This window comes from Acidovorax sp. 210-6, assembly GCF_010020825.1.
GTDB classification, from domain to species: Bacteria; Pseudomonadota; Gammaproteobacteria; order Burkholderiales; family Burkholderiaceae_C; genus Simplicispira; species Simplicispira sedimenti.
On record NZ_JAACJE010000001.1, the window covers coordinates 748046 to 766584 of the forward strand.

The following is an 18539-nucleotide window of genomic DNA, read 5'->3' on the forward strand; positions in this document are numbered from 1 at the left end:
CGATGGCCAAGACCAAAACACCCAAGATCGATATGGCGCAGTTGCAGGAGCAGCTGCAACGCCAATTCACCAACCTGGATACCAAGGATCCTTCACTGTGGCCCATACTGCCACGCATTCTGCTCTGCCTCTTCATTGCGGCGGCGGTTGCAGTCGCTTTGTGGTATGTCAAGTTGACGGACTACCAAGCCGAGTTGGAAGCTGAGCGCGCCAAAGAGCTTAGCTTGCGTGAAGACTACAAGAAAAAGTTACAAAAAGCTGTAAGCCTCGATTTGTTGAAGAAGCAGCGGGAGCAGGTTCAGCAGTACGTTTTGCAGATGGAAAAACAACTGCCCAGCAAGGCGGAAATGTCTGCGTTGCTCTCGGATATCAACCAAGCTGGCTTGGGGCGGAGCCTCCAATTTGAACTTTTCAAGCCGGGGCAGGTAGTGGTGCGCGAATACTACGCAGAGTTGCCGATTTCCATTCGTGTCACTGGGCGTTATCACGACATGGGGGCCTTTGCTTCTGATGTGGCTCACCTCTCCCGAATCGTGACTCTCAATGACGTTGCCATCAGCGTTCCGGCGAAGGACAAGGAGAAGTTTGCCGGGAGTCTGGTTTTGGATGCGACGGCGCGCACTTTCCGGTATTTGGATAATGAGGAGGTGCAGGCCCAGCGTGCCGCAGCGAAGGATCCGAAAGGGGCTAACAAATGACATTACCTCGGATCGCATCAGTTTCCTTAGTCTTGCTTGCCTTGGGCGGATGCTCTGCTTCGGGTGAAGATGAGTTGCGGGAGTGGATGGCCAGTGAGCGTGCGCAGGCGAGGCCACGTGTGACGCCGTTGACAGAGCCGAAACAGTTTCAGCCAGTGGGTTATGAAGTCAACTCTGAGATGGATCCGTTTGATCCAATGAAACTTACCCAAGCCTTGCGCAGAGAATCGGCACAGATGGCTTCCAATGCAGCGCTCATTGCGCCGGAATTGGCTCGTCGAAAAGAACCATTGGAGGCCTTCCCCTTGGATGCGATCTCTATGGTGGGCAGTTTGAACAAGGAGGGTAAGCCCACCGCGCTTATCAAAGTGGACAAGCTGCTGTATCAGGTGCAGGCAGGAAATTACCTGGGACAGAATTACGGGCGAATTGTCGCCATCAACGAAACGTCCGTCCAACTGCGCGAAATTGTGCAGGACCCGGCAGGGGACTGGATTGAACGCACCACATCGCTCGAGTTGCAGGAGGAGGCGAAAAAATGAATCAGCATAAGGTTGCAGTAATGAAATGGATGCACCAGGGCGTCTTGGCGTCGGCTGCGGTGTTGTGCTCCACTGCCTCTTGGGCGCAGGCCGCCATTGAGGCAGTCACTGGATCTATCCAGGGAGGGGCGGAAGTCGTTCGTATTGACTTGTCCGAGCCAATGGCTAGTGTTCCCAATGGATTTGCCACTCAATCTCCAGCGCGCATTGCATTGGATTTTCCTGGTGCTATCAACGCAATGGGGCGTTCGGCAGTCGAAGTAAATCAGGGAAATCTCAAGTCGGTCAACGTCGTTCAGGCCGGGGGGCGATCCAGAGTTGTATTGAACCTCAAACAGCCGACCACTTACCGAGCGGAACTGCAGGGCAAGGCTGTCTTGATTCAATTGGATCCAGTAGCTGCGGTTGCTGCAGCGCAAGCGCCACAAGCAGCCGTTTTCGCCGAGAGCGGACATTCCGATGTGCTGCCCATCAAGGATGTGGATTTTCGCAGGGGGGCTGATGGTGCTGGGCGGGTGGTCATTGGCTTGGCCAACAACCAAGTAGGCGTCGATCTTCGGCAGCAGGGCAAGGGTCTAACCGTTGAGTTCATCCGCTCATCATTGCCTGAAGGGCTGCGCCGTCGTTTGGATGTTGCTGATTTTGGGACTCCCATTCAGTCAGTTACCACTACTCAACAAGGCGATAAGGTTCGGATGGTGATCGAGCCGGTGGGAGAGTGGGAGCACTCTGCATACCAGAGCGACAACCAGTTTGTGGTGGAGGTACGCCAGAAAAAGGTGGATCTGAACAAACTCACCCAAGGGCCTGGCTATAGCACGGAGAAGCTGTCGCTGAACTTTCAAAACATTGATCTGCGCTCATTGTTGGCCGTGTTTGCTGATTTCACAAACATTAACATCGTGACATCTGACACGGTGACGGGCGCAATGACGCTGCGTTTGCAGGACGTTCCATGGGATCAAGCGCTCCAGATCATCATGGAAGCCAAGGGCTTGGGGATGCGCAAGACAGGCAATGTACTGTGGATTGCTCCCAAGGATGAAATTGACGATCGCATGAAGAAGGACTTCGAAGCGGCGCAAACCATTCAAAAACTGGAGCCCTTGCGCACCCAGGCGTTTCAACTCAACTATGCCAAAGCCGTCGATATGGTGGCACAGATCACTACCACCAGTGGCAGCTCTGGAAGTACCAGCAATCGCTTCCTGTCTGAACGTGGGACGGCTATTGCTGAGCCACGCACTAACCAAATTTTTGTGACGGATACTCCGACCAAGCTCGAAGAGGTGCGGCAATTGTTGGCCTCTCTCGATGTGCCGGTGAGGCAGGTGATGATCGAGGCGCGCATCGTAGAGGCGTCGGACACCTTTGGTCGATCGCTGGGCGTGCGTCTTGGCGCAACAGATCTGCGTGCCAACAGGGGGGGAACCGGTGGCTATGCACTCAGTGGTGATAATCGGGTTGGCTTTGGGACAGGTTACAGCAACGCAGTTGCGTCGACTGGTGCAGGAGGCTTGGTCAATACGTTGGGAAATTTTGTCAATTTGCCTGCTCAATCAATCGGCGGTTACGATCCAGGCAGCTTTGCAATCTCCATTTTTAATTCTGCGGCCAATCGTTTTCTTAATTTGGAAATTTCTGCACTGGAGGCTGATGGAAAGGGTAAGGTGGTTTCGAGTCCACGTGTTGTGACTGCGGACCAAACCAAGGCAGAAATCGAGCAAGGTACCGAATTTCCTTACCCGGTAACAGCGCCCAATGGCGCAACGGTGATCGCTTTCAAGAAGGCGGTCTTGAAACTGGAAGTTCTTCCTCAGATCACCCCTGAAGGCAACATCATCATGGATCTGGTGGTCAACAAAGACAGCCCTGGTGAGATTTTGCAAAACGTTCGCGCCATCAATACTAAGCGCGTGAAGACGCAAGTGCTCGTGGAGAATGGGGGAACTGTAGTCATTGGTGGTATTTTCGAGATTGAGGAGACCGATGGCGAAACCAAGGTGCCATTCCTGGGGGATGTGCCCGTTGTTGGCAATCTGTTCAAGACGACAAACAGAGAAAGCAAAAAACGGGAGATGCTCGTCTTTATTACCCCCAAGGTGATTACGGATCGCGTCTCCGTTCGCTGAAAATTTAAACGTGACAGAGGAAGAGAACAATGCGTAAATTATTCAAAACCGTGTTGCTGGCCGTCGCTGCGGCCACCCTGGGGGCCTGCGGAGGTGGGGGTGGTAGCCCGGGGGATACGAGCCTCCCATACACCATCAGCCTGAAGGCTGATACCACTGTATTGCCCATTAACCTGGCAAATGAGACCCCTGGATTTAACAACTATTCTGGAATTGGTGCCTATGCACGCTACACCACGGTCTTGCATGTTCAAGCCATGGAGGGCGGAAAACCTATCCAGGACGGCGAAAAGATGTTTGCCTGCAATCTGTCCGGTGGTTTGAAGTCAGGTGCTTTGTACTACCTGGATGGAAAAGATGAGCACATGGTCGAAGTGGACGATGGCAAGGGCGGCAAAATCAAGGTGCCGGGCGCTTATCGCAACATCACACTGGATTCCAATGCGGGGGGGGCTTCTTTCCACTTCCATGCTGGGGATGAGGCCGGCCCGGTGCAAATTCGCTGCGCCGTCACCAACCCCGCAGACAAGCAGGTGTCCAGTGCTATTGTGAATATCACCGTGGGCGCCAATACAGGTCAAGTCGCCAGTGTGGTCGGCACCATTCAAGCGCCGCGCTACCTGGGAACGCAGGGCAATAAACAAAACCTACCGACCAGTGTGGGTGTGAGTGTCGATGTCAAGGATGATGCCAACCAGCCGATTCCTAACTCCGCGAATGCCAACGTGGAGGTGAGCATCATTCCTTTCGGTGCATCGGCCGGGGCCCGTCTGTTGTCGGGTTCTCAGCAAGGCAGCGCGGTGAAGGTCAAGACCATCAATGGCATTGGTCAGTTTGCTGTATCCAGCGGCCCCAGCTCGGGAGTGATCCTGTTGCAATTGACCGGCGACCGGGCCGACAACGATGTGACCAATGGCATCCAGGATGCTGTCAAGCAGCTCAGGGTGGTGACCGTCCATCAGTTTGTGGGCGGGTTGAGCGACTTAAGCATTCGAGATACAGAGTTGAGTGTTGTCAATGGCATGCAATACACCTTTGCCCTGACCGGTGAAGGTGGTGAGCCCCCTTATAAGTGGTCGAGTTCTGCATTGCCTGCCGGTCTGACTTTGAGTGCGGATGGCATTTTGTCTGGTACGGTTGCCGCTCCTTCGGGCGATTACAACGTTCAATTTGCCATTGAAGACGCTTTGGGCGTGGTGGTGAAGAAAAATATCAAGATCAAGGTAACAGGTAATTTTGATATCGATGGCTGTGACGGTGATCTCGCCAAGGCTTGTGAACTCCCTGCTTGGAAGGGCGTGCCAGTGCCTGCAGTGCCTCCAGCTCCTGCGAAGCCACGAGATAATTATTTGCACACCTTGTCGCTGTCTGTGGGCGATCCATCCATCCCCGTTGTCTGGACTTATACGCCGACGTCGCCTGTACCAGGTTTGAGTTTTGGTGCAGATGGGGTTATTCAATCGACAGGGGATGGTACGGCTGGAACTTATACGTTCATTGTCACAGCAACCCGTGGCAGTATCGTCATCAAGCGCCCGGTGAAGATCACTGTCAGCTGATTGTTCGACTGCCGATCCTGACAGCGGAGGGGCCTAAAATCCCTTTACTGTCCTGACACTTGCAGCCCCTTGGATGGTTTCCAAGGGGCTGCTTCATTTCTGCATCAACCAGTCATCCAGCTCCTTCAATGTCTGAGTCCATTGCTTCCCCTTTTGCCGCGCCCAGCAACACCAATCATCAGCAAGTGAACATCGATCTGGGCGATCGCAGTTATCCCATTGAGATCACAGTCCGCGGGCTGGAAAATCTTTGTCAGCACGCTGCGCTGCCCTCTGCTGCCAGCGCTTTTATCGTCTCCAACAATGTAGTCTGGCCGCTGTATGGCGCTGCGTTGGTAGCTGCGCTTCAACAGCGCTACGCCAAGGTGTACTCCGTCCAACTCCCCGACGGCGAAGAACACAAGAACTGGCAAACGCTGAATCTCATTTTTGACGCCTTGCTGCGGCATGGATGTGACCGCAAGACGGTTCTCTTTGCCTTGGGCGGCGGGGTGATTGGCGACATGACCGGTTTTGCAGCCGCCTGTTACATGCGTGGTGTTCCGTTTGTGCAGGTTCCGACCACCTTGCTGGCGCAAGTGGACTCATCGGTGGGCGGCAAAACCGGCATCAACCACCCGCTGGGCAAGAACATGATCGGGGCGTTCTATCAGCCCCGTCTGGTGGTATGTGACCTTGCTACCTTGGATACCTTGCCCGAGCGAGAGCTTTCAGCGGGCTTGGCGGAAGTCATCAAGTACGGTCCTATCGCCGATATGGAGTTCATGGCTTGGCAAGAGGCCTCCATGGACGACTTGCGTGCCCGTGACCGCACGGCATTGGCGCATGCAGTAAGGCGTAGCTGCGAGATCAAGGCCTGGGTGGTCGGGCAGGATGAGCGTGAGTCAGGCCTGCGTGCCATTCTCAATTTTGGGCATACGTTTGGTCATGCCATCGAGGCGGGAATGGGCTACGGCGTGTGGCTCCATGGTGAAGCGGTGGGTGCTGGCATGGTGATGGCTGCCGAGCTGTCGCTGCGCATGGGTCTGGTGGACGAGAAGTTTGTTCTGCGGCTGCGCAACTTGATCCAGCGGGCCGGCCTGCCCGTCAAAGCGCCAGTGCTGGACCCTTCAGACAATGCGGGGCGCTACCTAGAACTCATGCGTGTCGACAAAAAGGCAGAGTCTGGCGAGATTCGATTTGTGCTGATTGATGGTCCGGGCAAGGCGGTATTGCGTTCGGCGCCCGATGCCTTGGTGCGAGAAGTCATCGATGCATGCTGGTGATGCGAAAAGTGCCAGCCTTTCGGACCGCTTGAGCAAGCAAGGCATGCGGTATGCATGAGGCAGGCTTGGCTGCCTATGCGTGCGATCCGGCGCAATCGCGTGGACGCAGGTACTGGGAGGAGCCCGCGCCAACGCGTACGCCTTTTCAGCGGGATAGGGACCGCATTGTCCATTCGACAGCGTTCCGGCGCCTGGTGTACAAAACACAGGTCTTCTTGAACCATGAGGGCGATCTGTTTCGCACCCGGCTGACCCATTCCATTGAGGTGGCTCAATTGGGCCGCTCGATCGCGCGCTCACTGAGCCTCAATGAGGATTTGGTGGAAGCGATCTGCCTGGCGCACGATCTGGGGCATACGCCCTTTGGCCACGCAGGGCAAGATGCGCTCCATGACTGCATGGCAGAGTTCGGTGGGTTTGAGCACAACCTGCAAAGCCTGCGCGTGGTCGATTGGCTGGAGCGGCGTTATCCCCAATTCGATGGCCTGAACCTGTGTTTTGAAACGCGGGAGGGCATTCTCAAGCATTGTTCCCAGGCAAATGCCAGGGCGCTGGAAGCGCAGGAGCTCGGTGGTGTGGGCGCCCGTTTTCTATTGCGTCAGCAGCCCAGTTTGGAGGCGCAGTTGTGCAACCTGGCTGATGAGATTGCGTATAACGCGCACGATATCGATGATGGCGTGCGCTCGGGTCTCATTTCGATGGAGCAGTTGCAAAGCATTCCTCTGTTCGAGTCGCACCGGCTCCAGGCGCTCGCTGAATATCCGGCATTGGCGCGTTTGGAGTTGCAACGCCGCTTGTTGTACGAAGCCATCCGACGCATGCTCAGTGCACAGGTGTATGACGTCATCGAAGCCACCCGGCATGCCTTGCAGACCCATGGCCCCAAGCATGTGGACGAGGTACGAGCCTTGCCCTTGCTGGTACGCTTCAGCGAAGAGATGCACGGGCAGTCCCTCGCGCTCAAACGTTTCTTGTTTGCCAACCTGTATCGTCATCCGCAGGTGGTTGAAACCACCAACAGCGCGCGACAAGTGGTGCGAGATCTCTTTGCTTCCTACATGCAGCAGCCCCAGGCCATGAAGCCCATCTTCGCGCAGCGCTGGGACGAGGCTGTCGCGCCCTCGGACCGTGCGCGGGTTGTGGCAGACTTCATCGCTGGCATGACCGACCGCTACGCGGTGAAGGAGCATGAGCGTCTGACCGGCCAGCGTCTGCTGGGCTGATGTTCGCCAGCCAAGCAGTACCCCATTTCACCGCCCATGAAGCACATCACGCCCAAGACATCCAAAACCCGAACGGAACCATCGCTGCAAGAGTTGCTGCCTTCGTTGCGGCCTGGTCAATCGGTGGAGCTCTTGAAAGAGTTGCACATCCTCACCCGGGATGGGCGGCTGAACCAGGATTCGCGCCGCAAACTCAAGCAGGTGTATCACCTGTACCAGTTCATCGAACCCCTGTTGCAGGAGTTGTCGGCAGATGGGCATGCGCCTACCCTGGCGGACCATGGCGCAGGCAAGTCCTACCTGGGCTTTATTCTGTACGACCTGTTCTTCAGGCCGCTGGGGCGCGGGCACATCTATGGCATCGAATCGCGCCCGGACCTCGTGGAGCGCTCGTGCCAATTGGCTGAGCGACTGGGATTTGCGCGCATGTCGTTCCTTAACCTCTCCGTCGCGCAGGCCACTGAATCGGCGACATTGCCCGCCAGTATCGACGTGGTCACCGCGTTGCACGCCTGCGATACTGCAACGGATGATGCCATCGCGTTTGGCCTCCAGAAGAAGGCGCGTGCCATGGCCATCGTTCCGTGTTGTCAGGCCGAGGTGGCTTCGCATCTGCGTCGCAACAAGGCCCTTCAATTGGCGCGCACGCCCTTGGCGGAGCTGTGGCGCCACCCCTTGCATACGCGCGAAATCGGAAGCCAGATCACCAACGTGCTGCGGTGCCTGTACCTGGAGGCCAGTGGCTACCAGGTCACCGTGACCGAGCTGGTGGGCTGGGAGCACAGTCTCAAGAATGAGCTCATCATTGCGCGCTATACGGGCCAGCGCAAACGCAGCGCGCGCGAGCGATTGCAGCAGATCCTGCAGCAGTTTGGCTTGGAGCAAGACATGGCAAACCGGTTTGGCTTGCCATGGAGCGAGGACGCAGAACTCAGCGGCGAAGCGTCATGAGGTTTTTGACTTCCTTGACCCCATGTGTCTGAAGAGCCACTGTCTCGGCCATCTGGCGTTCTTCCGCATTGCGGGCTTCGCCCAGCAGTTCGGCTTGGCCTTTGACGACATTCACACGGACCGTGTGGCGCAAAGCCTGCCGCTCATCCGCCTGGATGCGTGCCTCGACCCGGGCCGCCGTGTCGAGATCCATGGCGACTGCGCGGTGGCGCTGGTGGGGGCTGGCGACGTAGTTGCCGTTGGAAGTGCAAGCACCCAGGGCGATGGCAGCCACCAGAGTGCTCAAGGCGATGTACAAGGGTTTCATGTCGGGTCTCCTGATCCGGAAGTATGGCATGGCTCACTGCTGCGCATGCAGCCACGGAAGCGCCTTTTTTAAGCCATGGCCCGACTCGCACGACTTTCGCTGCCTGGGCAGGTTCATCATGTCTTGCAACAGGGCAACAACCAGCAACCCATCTTCCTGGATGCGCAGGACCGGGATGCGTTCTTGGGTGGCTTGGCCGACAGTGCGCGCACGCATCGGGTGACCATTCATGCCTATGTGTTGCTGAGCGCCAGCTACCACTTGCTCATCACTCCGGCCACGGCGGAGGGGTTGTCCTTGATGGTGCAGGCGTTGGGGCGGAGCTATGTGCGCTACTTTAATCGCCGCCATGCCCGCAGCGGAACGCTGTGGGAAGGGCGCTTTCGCTCGTCGGTGCTGGAGGCGCCGGTCTATTTGTTGCCCGCCATGGTGGGCTTGGATTGGGCGCCGGTCCGTGCAGGCCTTGCGGCGCAGCCGCAGGATTGGGCCTGGTCCAGCCATGCGCACTACCGCGGCTTGCGTGTGGATCGGTTGATCACGCCCCATGCCCAATATTGGGCACTGGGCAACACACCGTTCGACCGGGAGAACGCGTATGCGGAAATGGTGCGCACGGGCCTGGATGAAGCGCAATGGCAGCGCATGGAAGGTGCTGCGCGCGGTGGGTGGGCTCTGGGCAGTGAGCCCTTTCTGCAAGCACTGAACACCCAGGGTGCGACGCGCAGATTGACGCAGGCCCGGCCAGGGCGCCCGCGCAAATCCCACCCCCTTGATTGAGTCATGCAGTGCTCCATCAGAGGCGAACTGCCGTCGTATTTAATATGTCCCCAAATAATATGCCAGAGAGTTCTTTGCGGCTTTATTGGTATCTGACCCCGAATAAACTGCTTGCCATGGGATGTTGCAATGCACTAAGCTTGCGCTCCCCGCGTATAAATATGAGGAGTGCGCCATGACCACGGCCGCCGAGATTGAACACCTGAAAGCACACGGTCTGTATTCGACCGCCCATGAACACGACGCTTGCGGCCTCGGTTTTGTCGCGCACATCAAGGGCGTCAAGCGCCACGACATCGTGACGCAGGCGCTCAAGATCCTGGAAAATATCGACCACCGCGGCGCCGTGGGTGCCGACAAGCTGATGGGCGACGGTGCGGGTATCTTGATCCAGATTCCGGACCAGCTTTACCGCGAGGAAATGGCCAAGCAAGGCGTGGTGCTGCCTCCTGCCGGGGAATACGGCGTGGGCATGGTGTTCCTGCCCAAGGAGCATGCCTCGCGTCTGGCCTGTGAGCAGGAGCTGGAGCGGGCCATCAAGGCCGAAGGCCAGGTGCTGCTGGGCTGGCGCGATGTGCCGGTCAACCGCGAGATGCCCATGTCGCCCACGGTGCGCACCAAGGAACCTATCCTGCGCCAGCTCTTCATCGGGCGAGGCTCCGATGTGATCGTGCAGGACGCGCTGGAGCGCAAGCTCTACGTCATTCGCAAGACCGCCAGCGCTGCCATCCAGGCCCTCAAGCTCAAGCACAGCAAGGAATACTACGTTCCCAGCATGAGCAGCCGCACCGTGGTGTACAAGGGCCTGCTGCTGGCCGACCAGGTGGGCCAGTACTACCTGGACTTGCAGGACGAACGCTGCGTCTCGGCCGTAGGCCTGGTGCACCAGCGCTTTTCCACGAACACCTTCCCCGAGTGGCCGCTGGCCCACCCGTACCGCTACGTGGCTCACAACGGAGAGATCAACACCGTCAAGGGCAACTACAACTGGATGCGTGCCCGTGAAGGCGTCATGTCTTCCCCCGTGCTGGCGGCAGACCTGAAAAAGCTCTACCCGATCAGCTTCGCCGACCAGTCCGACACGGCCACGTTCGACAACTGCCTGGAACTGCTGACCATGGCGGGCTACCCCATCAGCCAGGCCGTGATGATGATGATTCCCGAGCCCTGGGAGCAGCACACCACCATGGACGAGCGCCGCCGCGCTTTCTATGAGTACCACGCCGCCATGCTGGAGCCCTGGGATGGCCCGGCTTCCATCGTGTTCACCGACGGCCGCCAGATCGGCGCCACGCTGGACCGCAACGGCCTGCGCCCCTCGCGCTACTGCATCACCGATGACGACCTGGTGATCATGGGCTCCGAGTCGGGCGTGCTGCCCGTACCCGAGAACAAGATCGTGCGCAAGTGGCGCCTGCAGCCGGGCAAGATGTTCCTGATCGATCTGGAGCAGGGGCGCATGATCGACGATGACGAGCTCAAGGCCAACATCGTCAACACCAAGCCCTACAAGCAGTGGATCGAAAACCTGCGCATCAAGCTCGACAGCATCGAAGCCGGCGAGGCCGCCGCCACGCCTGCCGCTGCCAGCTTGCCGCTGCTGGACCGCCAGCAGGCCTTTGGCTATACGCAGGAAGACATCAAGTTCCTGATGGCGCCCATGGCCCAGAACGGCGAAGAGGGCATCGGCTCCATGGGCAACGACAGCCCGCTGGCCGTCCTGTCCAGCCAGAACAAGCCGCTGTACAACTACTTCAAGCAGCTGTTCGCCCAGGTGACCAACCCGCCGATCGATCCGATCCGCGAGGCCATCGTGATGTCGCTCAACAGCTTCATCGGCCCCAAGCCCAACCTGCTGGACATCAACCAGGTCAACCCACCCATGCGCCTGGAAGTGTCGCAGCCCGTGCTGGACTTTGCCGACATGGCCAAGCTGCGCGACATCAGCCGCTACACCCAAGGCAAGTTCCGCAGCGAAGTCATCGACATCACCTACCCGCTGTCCTGGGGGCATGAGGGTGTGGAAGCCAAGCTTGCGTCGCTGTGCGCGCAGGCCGTGGATGCCATCCGCGGCGGCGCCAACATCCTGATCCTCAGCGACCGGGGCGTGGGCCCGGAGCAGGTGGCCATCCCTGCGCTGCTGGCACTCTCCTGCATCCACCAGCACCTGGTGCGCGAAGGCTTGCGCACCGCTGCAGGCCTGGTCGTGGAAACCGGCACTGCGCGCGAAGTGCACCATTTCGCCGTGCTCGCAGGCTATGGCGCCGAGGCCGTGCACCCCTACCTGGCGCTCGAAACCCTGGTGGACATGCACAAGGAACTGGGTGGTGACCTCTCGCCCGAAAAAGCCATTTACAACTACGTCAAGGCGATTGGCAAAGGCCTGTCCAAGATCATGTCCAAGATGGGCGTGAGCACTTATATGAGCTACTGCGGTGCCCAACTCTTCGAAGCCATCGGCCTGAACACCGATACCGTGCAGAAGTACTTCACCGGCACGGCCAGCCGCGTCGAGGGCATTGGCGTGTTCGAGATCGCCGAGGAAGCCATCCGCACGCACAAGGCGGCTTTTGGCGACGACCCTGTGCTCGAAACCATGCTGCACACCGGCGGTGAATACGCCTGGCGCGCCCGTGGCGAAGAGCACATGTGGACGCCCGACGCCATTGCCAAGCTGCAGCATTCCACGCGCGCCAACAACTGGAGCACCTACAAGGAATACGCCCAGATCATCAACGACCAGACCAAGCGCCACATGACGCTGCGCGGCCTGTTCGAATTCAAGTTCGATCCGGCCAAAGCCATTCCGGTCGATGAGGTCGAGCCCGCCAAGGACATCGTCAAGCGCTTTGCCACTGGGGCCATGTCGCTCGGCTCCATTTCCACCGAGGCCCATGCCACGCTGGCCGTGGCCATGAACCGCATTGGCGGCAAGAGCAACACCGGCGAGGGGGGCGAAGACGAGCGCCGTTATCGCCAGGAGCTCAAGGGCATTCCGATCAAGCAGGGCGACAGCCTCAAGAGCGTGATCGGCGAAGAGAACGTCGAGGTCGATCTGCCGCTGCAGGACGGTGACTCGCTGCGCTCCAAGATCAAGCAGGTGGCTTCCGGTCGCTTTGGCGTTACCGCCGAGTACCTGTCGTCGGCCGACCAGATCCAGATCAAGATGGCCCAGGGCGCCAAGCCCGGCGAGGGTGGCCAGCTGCCCGGTGGCAAGGTGTCCAACTACATCGGCAAGCTGCGCCACAGCGTGCCTGGCGTGGGCCTGATTTCGCCCCCGCCGCACCACGACATCTACTCCATCGAAGACCTGGCGCAGCTCATCCACGACCTGAAGAACGTCGCGCCGCACGCTGACATCTCGGTCAAGCTCGTGTCCGAAGTGGGCGTCGGTACCATCGCCGCCGGCGTGGCCAAGTGCAAGGCCGACCACGTGGTGATCGCCGGGCACGACGGCGGCACGGGCGCATCGCCCTGGTCGTCCATCAAGCATGCGGGCGGCCCCTGGGAGATCGGCCTGGCCGAGACCCAGCAGACCCTGGTGCTCAACCGCCTGCGCGGTCGTATTCGCGTGCAGGCCGACGGCCAGATGAAGACCGGCCGCGACGTCGCCATCGGCGCGCTGCTGGGCGCCGACGAATTCGGCTTCGCCACCGCACCGCTGGTGGTGGAGGGCTGCGTGATGATGCGCAAGTGCCACCTCAACACCTGCCCGGTGGGCGTGGCCACGCAGGACCCGGAGCTGCGCGCCAAGTTCTCGGGCAAGCCTGAGCACGTGGTCAACTACTTCTTCTTCGTCGCCGAAGAAGTGCGCCAGATCATGGCGCAACTGGGTATCCGCAAGTTCGACGACCTGATCGGCCGCACCGACCTGCTCGACATGCGCAAGGGCCTGGAGCACTGGAAGGCCCGTGGCCTGGACTTTGGCCGCCTGTTCGTGCAGCCCCAGGTGAGCGCTGAAGTGCCGCGCCTGCATGTGGACAAGCAGGACCACAACATCGAGCACACGCTGGATCGCAAGCTCATCGAGCGCTCGCGTCCTGCCATCGACAAGGGCGAGCGCGTGCAGTTCATCGAAGTGGTGCGCAACGTGAACCGCTCCGTGGGCGCCATGCTCTCGGGTGCCGTCACGCGCCTGCACCCCGATGGTTTGCCCGACGACACCATCCGCATTCAGCTCGAAGGTACGGGTGGCCAATCCTTTGGTGCCTTCCTGTGCAACGGCATCACGATGTACCTGATCGGCGACGCCAACGACTACACCGGCAAGGGCCTGTCGGGCGGCCGTGTGGTGGTGCGCCCCAGCATCGACTTCCGGGGTGACGCCTGGCGCAACATCATCGTGGGCAACACCGTCATGTACGGCGCCACCAGTGGCGAGGCCTACTTCAGCGGTGTGGCGGGCGAGCGCTTTGCGGTGCGCCTGTCTGGCGCCACTGCGGTGGTGGAAGGCACGGGCGATCATGGCTGCGAATACATGACGGGTGGCACAGTCGCCGTGCTGGGCAAGACCGGCCGCAACTTTGCAGCCGGCATGAGCGGTGGCGTGGCCTATGTGTACGACGAGGACGGCCAGTTCGAGGCGCGCTGCAACAAGGCCATGGTGGCGCTGGAGCGTGTGCTGCCTTCGGACGAACAGGAAGCCAGCATCCCGCGTGCCATCTGGCACCGTGATCAGACCGATGAAGCCCAGCTCAAGAAGCTGCTGGAAGACCACAACCGCTGGACCGGCAGCAAGCGCGCGCGTGAACTGCTGGACCACTGGGCCGCCTCGCGCGCCAAGTTCGTCAAGGTGTTCCCGCTCGAATACAAGCGTGCCCTGTCAGAAATCAATGCAAAGAAAGTGACCCAGGCGCCCGAGCAATCTGCGCTGAACGCTACGAAAAATGTAGCTAAAGCCGCGCATTGAACGGGCTTGGCGCCAAGGAACACATTCACAAGGACACAGACATGGGAAAAATCACCGGTTTCATGGAATACGAGCGCGTCGAAGAAGGCTACCTGCCGGTGGCCGAGCGCTTGAAGAATTACAAGGAATTCGTCATTGGCGTGGATGACGCACAGGCTAAGGTACAGGCGGCGCGCTGCATGGACTGCGGCACGCCGTTCTGCAACAACGGCTGCCCGGTCAACAACATCATTCCGGACTTCAACGACCTGGTCTATCGCGCTGACTGGAAGAACGCCTTTGCGGTGCTGAACTCGACGAACAACTTCCCCGAGTTCACCGGCCGCATCTGCCCCGCACCCTGCGAGGCGGCGTGCACGCTCAACTTCAACAACGATGCGGTCGGCATCAAGAGCATCGAGCACGCCATCATCGACCGCGCCTGGGAGCATGGCTGGGTGCAACCCCAGTTGCCCAAGCACAAGACAGGCAAGAAGGTGGCCGTGGTCGGTTCTGGCCCGGCCGGCATGGCAGCGGCACAGCAGCTGGCGCGCGCCGGGCACGACGTCACTCTGTTCGAGAAGAACGACCGCATTGGCGGCCTGTTGCGTTACGGCATCCCCGACTTCAAGATGGAGAAGTCGCACATCGATCGCCGCGCCAAGCAGCTGGAGGCCGAAGGCGTCACCATCCGCACCGGTGTGTTCGTCGGTGCGGCGAAGGACGGCCTGGGCAAGGACTCCAAGGTCACCAACTGGGCCAAGGAAACCATCACGCCCGAGCAACTGCAGGCGCAGTTCGACGCCGTGCTGCTCACCGGCGGTGCCGAGCAGAGCCGCGACCTGCCCGTGCCCGGCCGCGACCTGGACGGCATCCATTTCGCCATGGAGTTCCTGCCCCAGCAGAACAAGGTGAACGCGGGCGACAAGCTCAAGGGCCAGTTGCGCGCCGACGGCAAGCACGTGATCGTCATTGGTGGCGGCGACACCGGCAGCGACTGCGTGGGCACCAGCAACCGCCACGGCGCCAAGAGCGTGACGCAGTTCGAAGTCATGCCCATGCCCCCCGAGGAGGAGAACAAGCCCCTGGTCTGGCCCTACTGGCCGCTCAAGCTGCGCACCAGCTCCAGCCACGAAGAGGGCTGCACGCGCGAGTTCGCCATTTCCACCAAGGAATTTGTCGGCAAGGGCGGCAAGGTCACCGGCCTCAAGACGGTGCAGGTGGAATTCAAGGACGGCAAGTTCGTCGAGATCCCCGGCACCGAAAAGGAATACAAGGCCGACCTGGTGCTTCTCGCCATGGGCTTTGTGAGCCCGGTCGCAGCGGTGCTCGATGCCTTTGGCGTCGAGAAGGACGCCCGTGGCAACGCGCGCGCCAGCACCGACTTCACCGGCGGCTACGCCACCAGCGCGCCCAAGGTGTTCGCCGCAGGCGACATGCGCCGGGGCCAGAGCCTGGTGGTCTGGGCCATCCGTGAAGGCCGCCAGGCCGCGCGCGCCATCGATGAGTTCCTGATGGGTGCGAGCGACCTGCCGCGCTGAGCGTTCAGCCTCTTCCGCCAACGGCGCCCCAGGGCGCCGTTTTTTGTTGCTACATATTTGATAGCATTAACGCTTGATGGACAAGCGCCAGGGCCGAATTTCGATCTTGGTTGAATTCCCCAGGCATGGCCGCAGGGCGCAGATCATGGACAATCTAGGGTTTTCCCGTATGGGTGCCGCACTGCCGCCACGAGCGGGCGGCGCGGCCCGTCCGGTTCCTCCCTTGTCTTGATCGAGAGCCACTACACCATGAAAAAGATCGCCGCTGTCGCGCTGTTGGCCCTGGGCGCCGCGCTGGTTGGATGCAGCAAGAACGAAACCGCACAACCCGCCGCCGCGCCTGCGCCGGCCGCTGCGGCCAAGATCGTCGTCGGCCTGGACGACAACTTCCCGCCCATGGGCTTCCGCGACGAGAAGAACGAGCTCGTCGGCTTCGACATCGACATGGCTAAGGAAGCCGCCAAGCGCCTGGGCCTGGAGGTGGAGTTCAAGCCCATCGACTGGAGCGCCAAGGAAGCCGAACTCTCCGGCAAGCGCGTGGATGTGTTGTGGAACGGCCTGACCATCACCGAAGAGCGCAAGCAGAACATCCTGTTCACCGCGCCCTACATGGAAAACCACCAGATCATCGTGGTGGCCGCCGGCTCCACTATCAAGGGCAAGGCCGATCTGGCCGGCAAGGTGGTCGGCGCCCAGGAAGGCAGCAGCGCCGTGGACGCCGTGAAGAAGGACGATGCCGTCTTCAAGAGCTTCAAGGAATTCAAGACCTTTGGCGACAACGTGACGGCCCTGATGGACCTCTCCACCGGCCGCCTCGAAGCCGTGGTGGTGGATGAGGTGGTGGGCCGCTACTATGTGGCCAAGAAGCCGCAGGACTATGCCGTGCTGCAGGACCACTTCGGCACCGAAGACTACGGCGTGGGTCTGCGCAAGGACGATACCGAACTGCATGCCAAGATCGACAAGGCCCTGGCCGACATGAAGGCGGACGGCAGCGCGGCCAAGATCGCCGAGCAGTGGTTTGGCAAGAACATCATTAAATAAAGCACAACCCCCTGAGCGGCTGCGCCGCTTCCCCCTTCTCTCGGCTGTCGCCGGGAAGGGGGACGCCACCAGCGCGGCGGGGCGGCCCTTGCGCGGTGGCCGCTGGCTTGGGCCGCGCCCGTGCTGACGGCCGCGGACAAAACATACTGAACTGTCGCCACCGCATGGACTACGTTCTCTCCCTCCTGGGGCCGCTGGCGCAGGGCGCTGCCGTCACCCTCAAGCTGTTCGCCATCACGCTGGCGCTGGCCGTGCCGCTCGGGCTGGTGCTGGCGCTGGCGCGGGTATCGCACTGGAAGGCCCTGTCGGCGGCGGTCAATGGCTACATCTGGCTCATGCGCGGCACGCCGCTCATGCTGCAGATGCTGTTCATCTACTTCGCGCTGCCCTTCGTGCCCGTGGTCGGCGTGCGCCTGCCCGACTTTCCGGCCGCCGTGGTGGCGTTTGCGCTGAACTACGCGGCTTACTTCGCCGAGATCTTCCGCGCCGGCATCCAGTCGGTGGACCGCGGCCAGTACGAGGCCGCCAAGGTGCTGGGCATGGGCTACGGCCAGACCATGCGCCGCATCGTGCTGCCGCAGATGGTGCGCAGCATCCTGCCGCCCATGAGCAATGAGACCATCACGCTCGTGAAGGACACCTCGCTCATTTATGTGCTGGCCCTCAACGACCTGCTGCGCGCCGCGCGCGGCATCGTGCAGCGCGACTTCACCACCACACCCTTCATCGTCGCGGCGGCCTTCTATCTGGCCATGACGCTGCTGCTCACCTGGGGCTTCCAGCGCCTGGAGAAACGCTATGCCAAATACGACCAGTGAAGCGCCCATGATCGAGGCGCGCGACCTGCGCAAGCGCTTCGGCGCCAACGAGGTGCTGCGCGGCGTGTCGTTGCAGGTGCGCAAGGGCGAGGTGGTGGCGGTGATCGGGCCCTCGGGCTCGGGCAAGAGCACCTTTCTGCGCTGCCTGAACCACCTGGAAACCATCGACAGCGGCCACATCGCCATCGAGGGCGAAACCCTGGCCACCACCGACGCCCAGGGCCGCTGCGCCTACGTGCCCGACGCCGAGGTGCGCCGCATTGGCGCCAAGACCGGCATGGTGTTCCAGCATTTCAACCTGTTCCCGCACCTCACGGTGCTGGAAAACCTCATCGAGGCACCCATGGTGGTGCAGGGCCTGGCGCGTGATGCGGCGGTTGCCCGCGCCGAGGCGCTGCTCGCCAAGGTGGGCCTGGCCCCGAAGCGCGACAGCTACCCGGCGCGCCTGTCGGGCGGGCAGAAGCAGCGCGTGGCCATCGCGCGGGCGCTGTGCATGCAGCCCGACATCATGCTGTTCGACGAGCCCACCTCGGCGCTCGACCCCGAGCTCACCGGCGAGGTGCTGCGCACCATGCGCGAGCTGGCCGAGGAGCACATGACCATGCTGGTGGTCACGCACGAGATGGGCTTCGCGCGCGAGGTGGCCCACACCGTGGCCTTCATGGACCAGGGTGAACTGATTGCCGCGCGGCCGGCTGCCGAGTTCTTTGCCGACCCAGGGCACGAGCGGGCGCGGGCGTTCCTGGATCACATGCTGTGATTTGGAGTGAAAATGGGCTGTAACGCCCATTCAG

14 protein-coding genes are annotated in these 18539 nt (G+C 60.6%); 13 read left to right on the forward strand and 1 reads right to left on the reverse strand.

All coding sequences use genetic code 11. The features are described 5' to 3' along the window. Positions 1-2 precede the first annotated feature (2 nt). The 7 genes from GWK50_RS03440 (at position 3) to GWK50_RS03470 (ending at position 8370) form a co-directional block, all read left to right on the forward strand. Positions 3-698, forward strand: a complete 696-nt coding sequence (locus GWK50_RS03440; protein WP_162015300.1) for a type 4a pilus biogenesis protein PilO — start codon at positions 3-5, stop codon at positions 696-698. Continuing rightward, the gene (locus GWK50_RS03445) at positions 695-1240 is read left to right on the forward strand and encodes a pilus assembly protein PilP (protein WP_162015301.1); all 546 of its coding nucleotides are present in this window, start codon (positions 695-697) and stop codon (positions 1238-1240) included. The genes GWK50_RS03440 and GWK50_RS03445 overlap by 4 nt, the downstream gene beginning before the upstream one ends. 20 nt (positions 1241-1260) lie before the next feature. Next, positions 1261-3372 carry a type IV pilus secretin PilQ gene (locus tag GWK50_RS03450; RefSeq protein WP_242455446.1) on the forward strand — a complete coding sequence of 704 codons (2112 nt, stop codon included), beginning with the start codon at positions 1261-1263 and terminating at the stop codon, positions 3370-3372. Positions 3373-3401: 29 nt separating this feature from the next. After that, a complete protein-coding gene (locus GWK50_RS03455) occupies positions 3402-4931 on the forward strand; it encodes a putative Ig domain-containing protein (RefSeq protein WP_162015303.1) in 1530 nt (509 codons plus the stop codon). 128 nt (positions 4932-5059) lie between these two features. Continuing rightward, a complete protein-coding gene (gene aroB / locus GWK50_RS03460; RefSeq protein WP_162015304.1) occupies positions 5060-6196 on the forward strand; it encodes a 3-dehydroquinate synthase in 1137 nt (378 codons plus the stop codon). Positions 6197-6246: 50 nt separating this feature from the next. Then, positions 6247-7419, forward strand: coding sequence for a deoxyguanosinetriphosphate triphosphohydrolase (locus GWK50_RS03465; protein WP_162015305.1), 1173 nt, complete (start codon positions 6247-6249; stop codon positions 7417-7419). Positions 7420-7455: 36 nt separating this feature from the next. After that, entirely contained in the window at positions 7456-8370 is a 915-nt protein-coding gene (locus GWK50_RS03470) for an SAM-dependent methyltransferase (protein ID WP_162015306.1), read from the forward strand. Here GWK50_RS03470 and GWK50_RS03475 read toward each other — a convergent pair. Beyond that, complete coding sequence (locus GWK50_RS03475; RefSeq protein ID WP_162015307.1) at positions 8351-8677, reverse strand: BON domain-containing protein; 327 nt, start codon at positions 8675-8677, stop codon at positions 8351-8353. The two genes, GWK50_RS03470 and GWK50_RS03475, sit on opposite strands and share 20 nt — an antisense overlap. Before the next feature lie 75 nt (positions 8678-8752). Here GWK50_RS03475 and GWK50_RS03480 point away from each other — a divergent pair, with 75 nt between their 5' ends. The 6 genes from GWK50_RS03480 (at position 8753) to GWK50_RS03505 (ending at position 18505) form a co-directional block, all read left to right on the forward strand. Next, a complete protein-coding gene (locus GWK50_RS03480) occupies positions 8753-9454 on the forward strand; it encodes a transposase (RefSeq protein ID WP_162015308.1) in 702 nt (233 codons plus the stop codon). Positions 9455-9629: 175 nt separating this feature from the next. Continuing rightward, positions 9630-14363, forward strand: coding sequence for a glutamate synthase-related protein (locus GWK50_RS03485; protein ID WP_162015309.1), 4734 nt, complete (start codon positions 9630-9632; stop codon positions 14361-14363). Between the two features lie 41 nt (positions 14364-14404). Next, positions 14405-15883 carry a glutamate synthase subunit beta gene (locus GWK50_RS03490; protein ID WP_162015310.1) on the forward strand — a complete coding sequence of 493 codons (1479 nt, stop codon included), beginning with the start codon at positions 14405-14407 and terminating at the stop codon, positions 15881-15883. 249 nt (positions 15884-16132) lie between these two features. Continuing rightward, positions 16133-16927, forward strand: a complete 795-nt coding sequence (locus GWK50_RS03495; RefSeq protein ID WP_162015311.1) for an amino acid ABC transporter substrate-binding protein — start codon at positions 16133-16135, stop codon at positions 16925-16927. Positions 16928-17091: 164 nt separating this feature from the next. Continuing rightward, positions 17092-17745: an amino acid ABC transporter permease gene (locus GWK50_RS03500; protein WP_162015312.1), complete on the forward strand. Its 654-nt coding sequence runs from the start codon at positions 17092-17094 to the stop codon at positions 17743-17745. Further along, positions 17726-18505 (forward strand): amino acid ABC transporter ATP-binding protein, encoded by a 780-nt coding sequence (locus GWK50_RS03505; RefSeq protein ID WP_162015313.1) that lies wholly within the window; start codon positions 17726-17728, stop codon positions 18503-18505. The genes GWK50_RS03500 and GWK50_RS03505 overlap by 20 nt, the downstream gene beginning before the upstream one ends. Positions 18506-18539: the final 34 nt, after the last annotated feature.